Annotated in this window: 11 protein-coding genes; 10 read left to right on the forward strand and 1 reads right to left on the reverse strand. The window is 75.2% G+C overall.

What is annotated here, in order from left to right; all coding sequences use genetic code 11:
• Nucleotides 1-35: 35 nt before the first annotated feature.
• Nucleotides 36-980, reverse strand: a complete 945-nt coding sequence (locus ACFRQN_RS35510; RefSeq protein ID WP_380744636.1) for a ferritin-like domain-containing protein — start codon at nucleotides 978-980, stop codon at nucleotides 36-38.
• 284 nt (nucleotides 981-1,264) lie between these two features.
• Here ACFRQN_RS35510 and rimP point away from each other — a divergent pair, with 284 nt between their 5' ends.
• The 10 genes from rimP to ACFRQN_RS35560 all read left to right on the forward strand — a co-directional run bounded on the left by rimP (nucleotide 1,265) and on the right by ACFRQN_RS35560 (nucleotide 14,506).
• Nucleotides 1,265-1,801, forward strand: a complete 537-nt coding sequence (gene rimP / locus ACFRQN_RS35515) for a ribosome maturation factor RimP (protein ID WP_074006402.1) — start codon at nucleotides 1,265-1,267, stop codon at nucleotides 1,799-1,801.
• Between the two features lie 55 nt (nucleotides 1,802-1,856).
• Nucleotides 1,857-2,858: a transcription termination factor NusA gene (gene nusA / locus ACFRQN_RS35520; RefSeq protein WP_049659751.1), complete on the forward strand. Its 1,002-nt coding sequence runs from the start codon at nucleotides 1,857-1,859 to the stop codon at nucleotides 2,856-2,858.
• Nucleotides 2,859-2,934: 76 nt separating this feature from the next.
• The gene (locus ACFRQN_RS35525) at nucleotides 2,935-3,228 is read left to right on the forward strand and encodes a YlxR family protein (protein WP_074006403.1); all 294 of its coding nucleotides are present in this window, start codon (nucleotides 2,935-2,937) and stop codon (nucleotides 3,226-3,228) included.
• A 229-nt stretch (nucleotides 3,229-3,457) separates the two neighbouring features.
• On the forward strand, nucleotides 3,458-6,547 hold the full coding sequence (gene infB / locus ACFRQN_RS35530) for a translation initiation factor IF-2 (RefSeq protein ID WP_380744638.1): 3,090 nt from the start codon (nucleotides 3,458-3,460) through the stop codon (nucleotides 6,545-6,547).
• Between the two features lie 148 nt (nucleotides 6,548-6,695).
• Nucleotides 6,696-6,992 carry a DUF503 domain-containing protein gene (locus tag ACFRQN_RS35535; protein WP_030289887.1) on the forward strand — a complete coding sequence of 99 codons (297 nt, stop codon included), beginning with the start codon at nucleotides 6,696-6,698 and terminating at the stop codon, nucleotides 6,990-6,992.
• Between the two features lie 153 nt (nucleotides 6,993-7,145).
• The gene (gene rbfA / locus ACFRQN_RS35540) at nucleotides 7,146-7,586 is read left to right on the forward strand and encodes a 30S ribosome-binding factor RbfA (protein WP_049658664.1); all 441 of its coding nucleotides are present in this window, start codon (nucleotides 7,146-7,148) and stop codon (nucleotides 7,584-7,586) included.
• Nucleotides 7,587-7,588: 2 nt separating this feature from the next.
• Nucleotides 7,589-8,692, forward strand: a complete 1,104-nt coding sequence (locus ACFRQN_RS35545; protein WP_079272940.1) for a bifunctional oligoribonuclease/PAP phosphatase NrnA — start codon at nucleotides 7,589-7,591, stop codon at nucleotides 8,690-8,692.
• Between the two features lie 35 nt (nucleotides 8,693-8,727).
• Nucleotides 8,728-9,657, forward strand: a complete 930-nt coding sequence (gene truB / locus ACFRQN_RS35550) for a tRNA pseudouridine(55) synthase TruB (RefSeq protein ID WP_074006405.1) — start codon at nucleotides 8,728-8,730, stop codon at nucleotides 9,655-9,657.
• 191 nt (nucleotides 9,658-9,848) lie between these two features.
• Complete coding sequence (locus ACFRQN_RS35555; RefSeq protein ID WP_380744640.1) at nucleotides 9,849-13,496, forward strand: serine protease; 3,648 nt, start codon at nucleotides 9,849-9,851, stop codon at nucleotides 13,494-13,496.
• 65 nt (nucleotides 13,497-13,561) lie between these two features.
• Nucleotides 13,562-14,506 carry a bifunctional riboflavin kinase/FAD synthetase gene (locus tag ACFRQN_RS35560; RefSeq protein ID WP_074006407.1) on the forward strand — a complete coding sequence of 315 codons (945 nt, stop codon included), beginning with the start codon at nucleotides 13,562-13,564 and terminating at the stop codon, nucleotides 14,504-14,506.
• Nucleotides 14,507-14,556 lie beyond the last annotated feature (50 nt).

Genomic DNA, 14,556 nt, shown 5'->3' on the forward strand with positions numbered 1-14,556 from the left:
CGGGCTTTCGCCCGGCGCGCCCGCTGAAGGGGGTGTCAGGTGGGGATGCCCGGGAGGGCGGGGGTGGGGGCGCCCCAGGTGTGGGCGCGGAGGGTGGCTTCGCGGAGGGCGGTGGCGGCGAAGGGGCGGTAGGGGGTGGGGAGGGTGAGGAGCAGGTCGGCGTAGGTGGTGGTCAGGCGGGTTTCCAGGTGGACGGCGAGTTTGGCGGCGTCGGTGGGGGAGGTGACGGGGAAGGGGAGCTGGTAGCCGGCGGCGGCGGGGGTGGGGGCGGCGGTGACGGAGGTGAGGAGGCGTTGCCAGGCGTCGCGTTGGGCCTGGTGGGCGGCGTGGGTGGTGCGGGCGGCGGTGCGCTGGGGGTCGTCGGGGAGGTGGGCGCCGACCACGCCGTAGCCGTAGACGGCGGCGTGTTCGGCGCTGAGGGCGGCTTGGAGGGCGGGGACGGCGGCGTTGGCGTCGGCGGCGCGTTCGGTGGTGGTGCTGCCGGCGGTGGTGGTGCCGTCGGGGGTTTTGACGGGGGTCTGGTCGCCGAGGGCCGCGGCGTGCAGGGCGTTGCCGGCGGAGACGGAGGCGAGCAGGCGGGCGAGGGGCGGGCTGACCTCGTCGAGGCCCTGGAGGTGGGACTCGGCGGTCCGGTGCTCCATGAGGGCCAGCTCGGGGAGGGTGGGGAGGGCGCGGGACGGGGTGCCGGTGGGGGAGGGGCTCGCGCTCGGCAGGCCCTGGGCGAGGGCGGCGCGGTGCCGGGCGGTGTCGTCGCGCAGCGGTTGGAGCAGGGCGGTCTGGGCGCCCGGGGCGGTGAGCAGGCTGTCGTAGGCGCCGAGCAGGAGGTCGGTGTCGGCGATCGCGCGCAGGCGGGCCGGGGTGTCGAGGTCGCGGGGTGGGGTGGGGCCGGCCGGGTGGGCGCCGTGGGGGGCGGCGGTGCAGGCGGTGAGGGTGGTGAGCAGTCCGAGGGCCAGGAAGGTCCGTCGGCTGGGCGGCTGCATCGGGATCACTCCGGGCGGGTACGGGAGGACGGCCTCCCTGCCTGCCCTCGTTGGCGTGAATGATTACAGAATCCCCACGTTCCCGGGTGCGGTTCGGGGATGCCGTGCCGGGTGTGAGCTTGCTCGCAGTGGGTGGCGTGGGCGTGGTCGGCGGAGGTCCGGAATCGGTGGTTGGGGGCTTGACCGGATAGGCTTTGGGCCGAGCTGCCGTGACCCGGTGTGGCACACCGGGGGCGCGGGGCGACCTTCTGACAACAGCAGACGCGGCCGAGGAGTCCACCCGGATGAGCACCACCCACACCGACCGGCTGCGAGCGTTGCTGGAGCCGCTGGCCGAGCAGGCCGGACTGGATCTGGAGGACGTCAGGGTCACCCGGGCGGGCAGCCGTCGGCAGGTGCAGATCGACGTCGACACCGACGGCGGCGTGGACATGGACGCCATCGCCGAGTTCAGCCGGGTGGTCGGTGAGGCCCTGGACGAGTCGGACCTGATGGGGGACGACGCGTACCTGCTGGAGGTCGGCTCGCCGGGTGCGGAGCGTCCGCTGGTCCTGCCCCGGCACTGGCAGCGCGCCGAGGGTCGGCTGGCCAAGATCCACCTGGAGGACGGCGGGGAGATCGTCGCCCGGGTGCTGGAGGCCGACGAGGACGGCGCACTGGTCGAGGTGCAGCCGGTGAAGGGACGCGGCCGTCCGAAGGAGCGCCGTCTGGCGTACGCGGAGGTGGCCCGGGCGCGCGTCCAGGTCGAGTTCAACCGCAAGGACGACGAGCTCCTGGACGAGGCCGCGGACTTCGACGAGGGGGAGGACGGCGCCGAGTGAACCCCCGGTGCCGTACGACCATGACGAACGTGACGAAAGACGAGGAGGCGTAGCCGTGGACATCGACATGAGTGCCCTGCGCACGCTGGTCAACGAGAAGAACATCCCCTTCGACCTGCTGGTCGAGTCCATCGAGTCCGCCCTCCTCACCGCGTACCACCGCACCGAGGGCTCGCGCCGGCGGGCCCGGGTGAACCTGGACCGCAAGAGCGGCCACGTCACCGTGTGGGCGATGGAGGACCCGGCGGAGCTGGACGAGGGCGTCGAGCCGAAGGAGTTCGACGACACCCCGAGCGGCTTCGGCCGGATCGCGTCCAGCATCGGCATCCAGGTGATGATGCAGCGTCTGCGCGACGCCGCGGACGACCAGACCTTCGGTGAGTACGCGGGCAAGGAGGGCGACATCGTCACCGGTGTCGTCCAGCAGGGCAACGACCCGAAGAACGTGCTGGTCGACATCGGCAAGCTGGAGGCCATCCTGCCGCCGCAGGAGCAGGTCCCGGGCGAGGACTACCGGCACGGCACCCGCCTGAAGTGCTACGTGGTGGCCGTGCGCCGCGGCGTGCGCGGGGCCTCGGTGACGCTGTCGCGCACCCACCCCAGCCTGGTGAAGAAGCTGTTCGCGCTGGAGGTCCCGGAGATCGCGGACGGCAGCGTGGAGATCGCGGCGATCGCCCGTGAGGCCGGCCACCGGACCAAGATCGCGGTCTGGTCGCGCCGCCAGGGCCTGAACGCCAAGGGCGCCTGCATCGGCCCGATGGGCTCCCGGGTGCGCGCCGTGATGGGCGAGCTGCACGGCGAGAAGATCGACATCGTCGACTGGTCCGAGGACCCCCGGGAGATGGTGGCCGCCGCCCTGTCGCCCGCACGGGTGACCAGCGTGGAGATCGTGGACGCCGCCCAGCGTTCCGCCCGGGTGATCGTGCCGGACTACCAGCTGTCGCTGGCGATCGGCAAGGAGGGGCAGAACGCCCGCCTGGCCGCGCGCCTGACCGGGTGGCGGATCGACATCCGGCCGGACACCGAGGTCCCCGCCGAGGAATCGCAGGCCCGGTAATCATCGTTGTCGTGTGCGCCCCTGCCGGTCCTCCGGGATCGGCGGGGCGGCGCCATGTCGCTTCGGAGGGGTAGACTTGCCTTCGTCTGGCCGGACGCATGTCCGAGCACGCCCGGAACGCACCTGCGTGGGCTGCCGCAAGCGAGCGGCCAAGCACCAGCTGTTGCGTGTCACGGCGGTCGAGGGCGAGTGCGTCCCTGATCCCCGCGGCGCACTCCCGGGCCGGGGAGCTCACCTGCACCCCGATCCGGCCTGCCTCGACCTCGCGGTCCGCCGTCGGGCGTTCCCCCGGGCCTTCCGGCTCCAGGGCGCGCTCGACACCGAGCGGCTCCGCGGGTTCATCGGGGAGCTGGTGGGCGGAGCCCCCTAGCCGGGCGGCCTCCCGCGACACTCGCCGCTCGCGCGGCGGAGAACCACCGCAACAAGCACAGCGCTCGGGCAGCCGCGCGCCGTGCCACCAGTCAGGTACCTCGCGATGTGGAAGTAGGTCGAGATTGCGATGAGCTCTCGATGAGTACGCGATGAGTACGCGATGGGTACGCCCATGAAGTAGCGACAGTCCGGCGGACGAGACCCCCGGACTCATAGACAGGAGTGAAGTGGCTAAGGTCCGGGTTTATGAACTCGCCAAGGAGCTTGGCTTGGAGAGCAAGGCCGTCATGGCCAAGCTCACCGAGCTCGGCGAGTTCGTCCGTTCGGCGTCCTCGACGATCGAGGCGCCGGTCGTACGCAAGTTGACTGACGCGCTTGGTGTGGCCCCCACCGGTGGTGGTTCCGCTGCCAAGCCGGGCCCGCGGAAGCCCGCGGCGCCCTCCCCCGCGGCCGGCTCGGGTGCCCCGAAGCCGGGCGCTCCGACCCCGGGTCCGCGCCCCAGCGCGACCCCTGGTCCCCGTCCGACCCCGGCTGCCGCCGCGCCTTCCGCGCCGGCCGCCGCCCCTGCGGCCCCCGCGGCCGGAGCGGGTGCCCCGAAGCCGGGCGCTCCGACTCCGGGCCCGCGTCCGGCCGCGCGTCCCGCCGCTCCGGCGGCTCCGGCCGCGCCCGCGGCCGAGTTCTCCTCGCCGGCTCCGGCCGAGGCCCCGCGTCCCGCCGCCCAGGCCCCGCGCCCGAGTGGCGGCCAGGCCTCCGGCGGTGCCCGTCCGGGCCCGCGTCCGGCCGGTCCGCGTCCGGGCAACAACCCGTTCACCTCGGGTAGCGCCACCGGCATGGGCCGCCCCGGCGACCGCCGTCAGGGTGGTCAGGGCGGTGCTCCGCGTCCGGGTGGTGCCCAGGGTGGCGACCGTCCGCGTCCGGGCGGCGACCGTCCGCGTCCCGCCGGTGCCCCGGGTGCCGGTGCGCCGCGTCCCGGTGGCGACCGTCCGCGTCCCGCCGGTGCCCCGGGTGCCGGTGCCCCCCGTCCGGGTGGCGCCCCGCGTCCCGACGGCATGCCGCGTCCGGCCGGTCCGCGCCCCGGCGCGCCGTCCCCGTCCGGCATGCCGCGCCCGAACCCGGGCATGATGCCGCAGCGTCCGGCCGGCCCGCGTCCGGGCCCCGGTGGCCGTGGTCCCGGTGGCCCCGGCGGTCGTCCGGGTGGTCCGGGCGGCGCCGGCGGTGCCCGTCCCGGCTTCCAGGGTCGTCCGGCCGGTCCGGGCTCGCGTCCGGCCGGTGGCGGCGGCTTCGGCGGTCCGCGTCCGGGTGGCGGCGCCCCCGGTGGTGGCGGCGGTTTCGGCCCCCGTCCCGGCGGCTTCGGCGGTCGTCCCGGTGGCCCGGGTGCCCGTGGTGGCACGCAGGGTGCCTTCGGTCGTGGCCCGGGCGGTCGCCCGGCTCGCGGTCGCAAGTCGAAGCGGGCGAAGCGCCAGGAGTACGAGGCCATGCAGGCCCCGTCCGTCGGCGGTGTGATGCTGCCTCGCGGCAACGGCCAGACCGTTCGCCTGTCGAGCGGCGCCTCGCTGATGGACTTCGCGGAGAAGATCAACGCCAACCCGGCCGCGCTCGTCTCCGTCATGTTCAACCTCGGTGAGATGGTCACCGCGACCCAGTCGGTCTCCGACGCGACCCTCGAGCTGCTGGCCGGCGAGATGGGCTTCCAGCTGGAGATCGTCAGCCGGGACGACGAGGACCGCGAGCTGCTGGAGTCGTTCGACATCGACTTCGGTGCCAACGAGGGCGACGAGGACCAGCTGGCCCCGCGTCCGCCGGTCGTCACCGTCATGGGTCACGTCGACCACGGTAAGACCCGCCTGCTGGACGCGATCCGCAAGTCCAACGTGGTGGCCGGCGAGGCCGGTGGCATCACCCAGCACATCGGTGCCTACCAGGTGGCGACGATGGTGAACGGCGAAGAGCGCCCGATCACCTTCCTCGACACCCCGGGTCACGAGGCGTTCTCCGCCATGCGTGCCCGTGGTGCCAAGTCCACCGACATCGCGATCCTGGTGGTCGCGGCCAACGACGGTGTCATGCCGCAGACGGTCGAGGCGCTGAACCACGCCAAGGCCGCGGGTGTGCCGATCGTGGTCGCCGTCAACAAGATCGACGTCGAGGGCGCCGACCCGACCAAGGTCCGCGGTCAGCTGACCGAGTTCGGTCTGGTGGCCGAGGAGTACGGCGGCGACACCATGTTCGTCGACATCTCCGCGCGCCAGGGCCTGAACATCGACCAGCTGCTGGAGGCCGTGGTCCTGACCGCGGACGCCTCGCTGGACCTGCGGGCCAACCCCGAGCAGGACGCGCAGGGTATTGCGATCGAAGCCCACCTGGACAAGGGCCGCGGCGCCATGGCGACCGTCCTGGTCCAGCGCGGTACCCTCCGCGTCGGTGACTCGATCGTCGTGGGCGACGCCTACGGCCGCGTCCGCGCCATGCTGGACGAGAACGGCAACAACCTCGCCGAGGCGGGCCCGTCCCGTCCGGTGCTGCTGCTCGGTCTGACCTCGGTGCCCCGCGCCGGCGACAGCTTCATCGTCGTCGACGAGGACCGCACCGCCCGTCAGATCGCCGAGAAGCGCTCGGCCCGCGACCGCAACGCCGCCTTCGCGCAGCGTCGGGTCCGGGTGTCCCTGGAGGACCTGGACAAGGCCATCGCCGCCGGCTCCATCGAGCAGCTCAACCTCATCATCAAGGGTGACGTCTCCGGTTCGGTCGAGGCCCTCGAGGACGCCCTCGTCAAGCTGGACGTGGGCGAGGAGGTCGAGCTCCGGGTCCTGCACCGCGGTGTGGGTGCCATCACCGAGTCCGACGTGGACCTGGCGATGGGCTCGGACGCCATCATCATCGGCTTCAACGTGCGCGCCGAAGGCCGTGCGCGCGCCGCGGCCGACAAGGAAGGCGTGGACGTCCGGTACTACTCGGTCATCTACCAGGCGATCGAGGAGATCGAGAACGCCCTCAAGGGCATGCTCAAGCCGGAGTACGAGGAGGTGCGCCTCGGCGCCGCGGAGATCCGCGAGGTCTTCCGCTCCTCCAAGTTCGGCAACATCGCCGGTGTCCTGGTCCGCGACGGCATCATCCGCCGCAACGCCAAGGCCCGCCTCATCCGCGACGGCAAGGTCGTGGCGGAGAGCCTCACCATCGAGGGTCTGCGCCGCTTCAAGGACGACGCGACCGAGGTCCGCGAGGGCTTCGAGGCCGGTGTCACCCTGGGGTCGTTCAACGACATCAAGGTCGAGGACATCATCGAGACCTACGAGATGCGCGAGAAGCCGCGCGCCTAGTCGGTGTCAGCCGGGGCCGGTCGACGGGTGGTATTTCCGTCGACCGGCCCCGGTCTCGCTGTGTAGGGTCCGGGGTAGTCACACAGTGGCGCCAGCCCGTTTCCGGGCTGCTCCCCGAGGCCTTCCAGGTCGGCGAGACCTGTCATACATGTTCGTGGGAACACTCACCTTCGACCTGCTGCTGGGCGACGTCCACTCGCTCAAGGAGAAGCGTTCGATCGTGCGGCCCATCGTGGCCGAACTGCAGCGCAAGTACAGCGTGTGCGCTGCCGAGACCGGGAACCAGGACCTGCACCGCCGGGCCGAGATCGGCCTCGCGGTGGTCTCCGGCGAAGCCGGGTACGTCACCGAGGTCCTGGACAGCTGTGAGCGGTTGGTCGCCGGCCGCCCCGAGGTACAGCTCCTCTCCGCGAGGCGGCGGTACCACAACGACGACGACGAATGAGGACCGTGGAGCCGGCCGACGGAAGTCGCCGTTCTCACACGGATCAGGACCGAGAGCGCCCGCAAGGCCGGGCGCGGGCCGGTACTTTGGGGCGTGGGCCCCGACGGGTGCGCAGTTCTCCCGGGTACCGGGCCCATTGCACGAGGAGGCAACGTGACCGACACCGCTAGGGCGCGCAAGCTCGCCGACCGCATCCAGGTGGTCGTCGCCCAGACCCTGGAGCGGCGGATCAAGGACCCCCGACTGGGGTTCGTGACCATCACCGACACCCGGGTGACCGGGGACCTGCGCGAGGCCACCGTCTTCTACACCGTCTTCGGTGACGAGACCGAGCGCGAGGCCACCGCGGCCGCGCTGGAGAGCGCCAAGGGCGTGATCCGCTCCGAGGTCGGCAAGATCGGGGTGCGCTTCACCCCGACGCTGACCTTCGTCGCGGACGCGCTGCCGGACAACGCCCGGAACATCGACGACCTGCTCGACCGGGCCCGCAACTCGGACGCCGCCGTGCGCACCCGGGCCGCGGGGGCGAGCTACGCCGGCGAGGCGGACCCGTACCGGGTTCCGGCGGCCGAGCGTGACGACGAGGACGAGTAGTCATGGCGGGTGAGCCGGCGCAGGCCGCCTCGCGAGCCGGATCGACCACGGGGGCGTCCTCCACCAGCACGGTGGAGGGTGCCCTCGTGGCGCTTCCGGGCCCGCGCGCCGAGGAGAGCGGGTTCGAGCTGCTCTGGCAGCAGGTGGTGGCGGAGATCGGGCGGGCCCGTTCGATCGACCTGATCTGCCACATCTGCCCGGACGGCGACGCGCTGGGCTCCTCGCTGGCGGCGGCGCTGGCGCTGCGCGCGCTCGGCAAGCAGGTGCGGGTCTCCTTCGGCGACGACCCGCAGGTCGTGCCCGAGTCGCTGGCCTTCCTGCCCGGCCAGGAGCTGATCGTGCCGGCCGTCGAGGTGCCGGACGTGCCGGAACTGGTGCTCTGCTTCGACGTGGCCGCGGAGAGCAGGCTCGGCCTGCTGCACGCCAAGGCCTTCGCCGCGCCCGTCCTGGTGGTGCTCGACCACCACGCCTCCAACCCGGGCTTCGGCACCCACCAGCTGATCGACCCGACCGCGCCGGCCACCGCCGTGCTGGTCGACGAACTGCTGCGCCGGCTCGGCGTGGAGCTGGACCAGGAGCTGGCCACCTGCCTCTACACCGGTGTCGCCACCGACACCGGTTCGTTCAAGTACCGGGCCACCACGCCCGCCACCCACGAGCTGGCCGCCCGGCTGCTGGCCACCGGCATCCGGCACGACCTGATCGCCCGGCAGCTGTGGGACACCTCCTCCTTCGGCTATCTCAAGGTGCTCGCGGGCGCGCTCGACCGGGCCGTCTACGAGCCGGAGGCGGCGGACGGGCTGGGCCTGGTGTGGACCTGGGTGCCGTACCAGGACCTCGCGCTGTTCAGCGTCACGGTCGAGGAGATCGAGGGGCTGATCGACATCCTGCGCCGCCCGGCCGAGGCCGAGGTGGCGCTGGTGCTCAAGCAGGACCCGGACGGCACGCTGCGCGGCTCCTCGCGTTCCAAGGGCGCGGTGGACGTCGCCGCGGCCTGTGCCGAACTGGGCGGCGGGGGGCACGTCTTCGCGGCCGGATTCAGCGTCCGGCAGGACGTGGCCGCGGTGGTCGAGCGGTTCCGGGGCGCCCTGCGACCGGTACGTTGATCATCTCTGCTGTTGTTGTTGAGAGAAAGAACCCGATGAAGCGCAAAGGCACCGGCCCGGACGGCCTGGTGATCGTCGACAAGCCTGAGGGCATCACGTCGCACGGGGTCGTCGCCAAGCTGCGGTGGCTGGCCGGGACCCGGAAGGTCGGGCACGCCGGCACCCTGGACCCGATGGCCACCGGCGTCCTGGTGATCGGCGTCGAGCGGGCCACCCGGCTGCTCGGCCACCTGATGCTCACCGCCAAGACCTACGAGGCGACCATCCGGCTCGGCCAGACCACCGTCACCGACGACCGCGAGGGCGAGGTCACCGCCTCGGCCCCGGCCGACGCCGTCACCCGGGAGGCGATCGACGCCGGGATCGCGGCGCTCACCGGCGAGATCATGCAGGTGCCGTCCAAGGTCAGCGCGATCAAGATCGACGGCAAGCGCTCGTACGCGCGGGTGCGCGAGGGCGAGGAGTTCGAGCTCGCGGCCCGGCCGACCACGATCCACTCCTTCACCGTGCACGGGCAGCGCGCGGCGGTCGCCGAGGACGGCACGCCGGTGATCGACCTGGACGTCACCGTCGAGTGCTCCTCCGGCACCTACATCCGGGCGCTGGCCCGGGACCTGGGCGCCGGGCTGGGCGTCGGCGGGCACCTGACCGCGCTGCGGCGCACCAGGGTCGGGCCGTACGGGGTGGAGTCGGCGCGCACCCTGGAGCAGCTGGAGGCCGACGTCACCGGCGAGTCCGCCAAGGGTCTCGAGGTGCTGCCGATCGGCGAGGCCGCGGCGGCCGCCTTCCCGCGCTGGGACCTGGACGAGGCCTCGGCGGAGAAGCTGTCGCACGGCGCCCGGCTGAAGGCGCCCGGGATGGGCGTGGACGGGCCGATCGCGGTGTTCGGGCCGGACGGGCGCTTCCTCGCGCTGGTCGAGGAGAAGGGCGGGCAGGCGAAGCCGGTCGCGGTCTTCGTCGGCTGACGCCCCCGCTGCTCGGAGCCCCCGTCGGGAATCGTCCCGACGGGGGCTTTCCCGTTCCCGGACCCCCTTTCACCCGCACGAGGGAGCGCGCGGAGTGAACGCCCGTGGTGAGCGGCGCGGGCGCGGTCGGACCGCCTCCCGCGCGGGCAGGCTCCGGGCGGCGGGCGAGCGACGGTCGAGGGGGCAATGGGATGCCGGGGTTTCTGGAGGGCGATCCGGGGCGGTACCTGCTGCGGATCCGCGACCTCAACGGGCGGCTGCACGGCTTAGGGTTCGTCGCCGACCCGCAGGGAGGCGTGCTGACGGCACACGAGAGCGTGGCCGGACTGGACCGGGTCGTCCTGCACACCCCCGGCGGGCAGACCAGGGTGCTCGGCCCGGACGCCGTGCTGCCGCTGCCCGGGCACGGGCTCGCCCTGCTGCGCACCGAGGCGGTCGGCGGGCTGCCGGTGCCGCCGCTGCCGCTGGCCGCCGTCGCGGCCGGGCACGAGGTGCTGCTGCCCGCGCTGGCGGGGGAGGACGGCCGGGTGGTCGCGCTGCGCTGCGGGCTGCTCGGGGTCACCGGCGCGGCGTACGGCGGGCACCGGCTGGGCGAGGTGCTGCTGCTGGACGTGCCGGTGGTCGGCGGGGTCGCGGTGCCGGCCGGCTCGCCGGTGCTGGACGCCCGCAGCGGGGCGGTGGTCGCGCTGGCCGCGCCCGCCCTGCGCGACCCCCGGCACGGCGGGGCGCTGCCGGCCGTGGCGGTGGGGGCGGGCCCCGCGGACGGGACGGCGGCCGCCGGGGTGCTGGCCGGGCTGCTGGCGAGCAACGCGGCGGCGGTGCCCGGCTACGGCCCGGCGCTCAACCTGGCCGGGGTGCTGCGGCTGACCGCCGCCCAGGTGACGGCCGCCGGTGCCGGGCCGGCCCGGGTGGCCGACCTGGCCGCCGACCGGGTGGACCGGCCGGACGGCCTCGCCGGGGACGAGCCGGCCGCGACCGTCACCGCACTGGTCGGCGCCCCCGGCAGCGGACGCACCACCGAACTGGCCGCGCTGGCCGCCCGCCGGCACGGCGGCGCCCACCCGCTGCCCACCCTCTGGCTGCGCGGCGCCGACCTGCGGGCCGGGGACCGCTCGCTCGCCGAGCCGCTGGAGCGGGCGCTGGCCGCCGCCGCGGCCGGACTCGGCACCCCGGCGCCCGCGCCGGAGCCGGTGGCGGCGCTGTGCGCGGCGGCGGGCCGGCCCCTGCTGGTGGTCCTGGACGGCCCCGAGGAGGCCCCGCTGGCGGTGGACGCGCGCTGGCTGCGCGGCGCCGGCCAGTGGCTGACCGGCTGCGGCGCCCGGCTGGTCACCGCCTGCGGCGAGGAGCTCTGGGAGCGGCTCGCGGCCGAGACCTGGGGGAGCGGCACGCCCGGCCCCCGCCGTACCGCCGAACCGCAGCCGGACGGCGACCTGGGCAGCGCCCCCACCGTACGGATGGACGGCCGCGGCCCGGACGGGCCGAGCCTGGCCGGGCAGCGGCTCGGCCCGCTGCCCCCCGAGGCGGCCGAGCGGGTGCGTCGCCGGTACGGGCTGCCACCGGGCCACCCGGCCGCCGCCGGGGACGGCGGGCACCCGCTGGCCGTCCGGCTGGCCGGGGAGCTGTGGGCCCAGGGGCTGCGCGACGGGCCGGTGCGCCGCGGCGAGCTGTTCGACGCCTTCCTGGACCTGCGCTGCCTGCGGGTGGCCCAGCGGCTGGCCGAGGACGGCCGGCCGCGCCGCCCGGGCGCCCACCGCCGGGGCGCGGTGCGGCCGGCCGGGCCGCGGCACCGGCGGGTGCGCCGGCTCGCGGCGGCGGTGGCCGGGCGGGTGCACGAGGCGGCCCGGCGGATGCTCGGCGGCCGGTCGGGCGGCGGGCTGGACCGGGCCGCCTTCGAGGAGCTGTTCCCGGTCGAGGGCGGCTGGGCCACGGCGGTGCTCGCCGAGGGCCTGTTCGTCCCGGCCGGGCCCGGGTTCCGCTTCGCGCACGGGGAGTTCGCGGACTGGCTGCAGGGCCGGCACCTGGACCTGGACGCGGCGCTGCGGCTGCTGCTCGGCGAGGCCGAGGACACCCCGCCGTGGCCCGCCGACGAGCCGGCGGAGCCCGGCGGCCACCCGGCGGCGGAGACGGCGGAGACGGCCGCCGGGGCGGACGCCGTCCCCCGGCACCGGATCGGCCCGGTCGCCGCCGCACTGCGCCGGGTGGCCGAGACCTGGGGCGCCGGCGCCCTGGACCCGTGGCTGCACCGGATCTGGCGCGCCCTGGACCTGCGCCCGCCGGGCAGCGAACCCGCCTGGTGGGCGGCCCGGTTGCTCGCCGAGGGCCTGGCCGCAGGCCCGGACCCGGCCGAACACCGGGCGCTGCTCGACCAGATGGCGGCCCGGATCGCCGAACGGGCGGGCGGGACGGGCGCGGTGGCGCTCGCGGCGGCCGGGCTCGGCCGTTTCGGGCCGGCCTTCTGGACCGGCCTCGGCCTGCCCGTCGAGGCCGAACTCGCCCTGCTGCGCAGCCTGGTGGCCGCCGACGGCCCCGGGCAGCGCTTCCTCGCCGTGGTGGCCCAGCGGCTGCGCGCCGACCCGGTCGGGGTGTTCCCGCTGCTCTGCGCCTGGTTCGAGGACCCGCGCGGCCTGCCGGGCCGCCCGGGGCGCACCGTCGCCGACCTCGCCCACGACCTGCTGTACGCCCACCGGCGGCTCGCCCTGGACGAGTTGGCCGACGCGCTGGCCGCCGCCGCGCACCCGCGGGCGGACGCGCTGCTCACCGTGCTCGCCGCCGAGGAGCCGTCCGCGCTCTGCCGCGCGGTGGACCGCTGGAGCCACGACCGGCGGCCCGAACGGCACGTCGCGGCGGCCGTGCACGCGCTGCGGACCGCCCCGTACGCCTCCGGAGCCGGGGTCGAGCTGCTGCGGTACACCGCGCTGACCCTGCTCGCCCGCGAGGACGAGCCCGGTCTGCACGGGGCCGCGCTGGCGCTGCTGGTCGGCGATCCGGCGACCCGGGCCGAGCACCTGCCGGCCGCGCTCGCCCTGCTGCGGGCCGGCGGCGACGCCTTCCTCACCCCGCGGGCGCTCGCCCCGGCCCTGGAGAGCGACCCGGAACCCGTCCTGGTGGCCTTCGCCGAGTGCTCGGCCGCCCCCGGCGCGGCCCCCGCCGAGACGCTGCGGGTGCTCGCCGACGCCACCGCCCCGGCGGCCGTGCGGCGGGGCGCCGAGCTGGCCGCCGGGCTGCTGCGCGGGAACCCGGGGCTGGCCGGCCCGGTCGCCGTCGACTACCTCGGCCGCCGGCTGGCGCGCGCCGCCGCCGGCCCGGCCGACCGGCTGGAGCTGCGGGTGCTGATCGGCGCCGCGCTGGCGGCCCGCAGCGCGGCCGTCCGGCGGCCGTTCGCCGAGGTGCTGTCCGTCCCGGTGGCCGACCCGGCGGCGGACGCGCTGCGCTGCGAGCTGCTGGACACCCTGCTCGCCGCCGAGACCGACCCGGCGGTGCTGACCGTCGCCGTGGAGCGGCTCGCCGAGCACTGCGCGGCCGAGAACCCGGCCCGGGCCCGGGCGGTGCTGGCCCGGGCCGGCACCGGGCTGCCGGGCGCGGACGAGCTGCTGGTGCGCTGCGCCGGGCGGTCGGCGGCCTTCGCCCGGCTGCTCGCCCGGTGGCCGTCCGGGGCCGCGCCGACCGCCCCGGACGGCCCCCGGCTGGCCCGGATGCGGGCCCTGGCGGCGGCCGGACGGGACCCGCAGTACGCCGCCGCGGAGGCCGAGCGGGCCGTCTCCGGGCGGGCCGCGGGGCCCTCGGCGGGCTCAACCCGTATTCCGGTGCCTGAGCCGGGGCAGGCGCATGGCACGCTATAGGGGTTCGGGTTTTGAGCGTTTGAGCGTACAGAGGGTACGCGCCGTACGGAACAAGGAGCGGTCAGGTGCAGCGCTGGCGTGGCCTGGAGGAGATCCCCGGGGACTGGGGACGCAGCGTCGTCACCATCGGCTCGTTCGACGGGGTGCACCGAGGACATCAGCTGATCATCGGGCGGGCGGTCGAGCGGGCCCGCGAACTGGGCGTCCCGGCGGTCGTGGTGACCTTCGACCCGCACCCGCGCGAGGTCATCCGCCCGGGCAGCCACCCGCCGCTGCTCGCGCCGCACCCGCGCCGTGCCGAGCTGATCGCGGAGCTGGGCGTGGACGCGGTGCTGGTGCTGCCGTTCACCACCGAGTTCTCCCAGGAGTCCCCGGAGACCTTCGTCCGGCAGGTACTGGTGGACGCGCTGCACGCGCGGGTCGTCATCGAGGGCCCCAACTTCCGCTTCGGGCACCGGGCGGCCGGGAACGTCGAGCTGCTCGGCGAACTGGGCCGGGCGGACGACTTCGAGGTCGAGGTGGTCGACCTCCAGGTGTGCGGCACGGCCGGGGACGGCGAGCCGTTCTCCTCCAGCCTGACCCGCCGACTGGTGGAGACCGGGGACATGGCCGGCGCCAACGAGGTGCTGGGCCGTCCGCACCGGGTCGAGGGCGTGGTGGTGCGCGGCGCGCAGCGCGGCCGCGACCTGGGCTACCCGACCGCCAACGTCGACACCGTGCCGCACAGCGCGATCCCGGCGGACGGCGTGTACGCGGGCTGGCTGACCGCCGACGGCGAGCGGATGCCGGCGGCGATCTCGGTCGGCACCAACCCGACCTTCGACGGCACCACCCGCACCGTCGAGGCGTACGCCATCGACCGGGTCGGCCTGGACCTGTACGGGCTGCACGTGGCCGTGGACTTCCTGGCCTACCTGCGCGGGATGGAGAAGTTCGACTCCATCGACGCGCTGCTGGACCGGATGGCCGACGACGTCAAGCGGGCCCGCGAGCTGACCGACGGCATCTGACCGACGGCGTCCGAGCGACGGCGTCCGAGGCGTCGCAGAACGACGGAAGG

Source organism: Kitasatospora sp. NPDC056800 (assembly GCF_042789775.1).
GTDB lineage: Bacteria > Actinomycetota > Actinomycetes > Streptomycetales > Streptomycetaceae > Kitasatospora.

Bases quoted from the DNA above. Each gene is read 5' to 3' on its own strand.
- ACFRQN_RS35510 (WP_380744636.1), bottom strand. From the start codon at position 980: ATGCAGCCGCCCAGCCGACGGACCTTCCTGGCCCTCGGACTGCTCACC.
- rimP (WP_074006402.1), top strand. From the start codon at position 1,265: ATGAGCACCACCCACACCGACCGGCTGCGAGCGTTGCTGGAGCCGCTG.
- ACFRQN_RS35535 (WP_030289887.1), top strand. From the start codon at position 6,696: ATGTTCGTGGGAACACTCACCTTCGACCTGCTGCTGGGCGACGTCCAC.
- ACFRQN_RS35545 (WP_079272940.1), top strand. From the start codon at position 7,589: ATGGCGGGTGAGCCGGCGCAGGCCGCCTCGCGAGCCGGATCGACCACG.
- truB (WP_074006405.1), top strand. From the start codon at position 8,728: ATGAAGCGCAAAGGCACCGGCCCGGACGGCCTGGTGATCGTCGACAAG.
- ACFRQN_RS35555 (WP_380744640.1), top strand. From the start codon at position 9,849: ATGCCGGGGTTTCTGGAGGGCGATCCGGGGCGGTACCTGCTGCGGATC.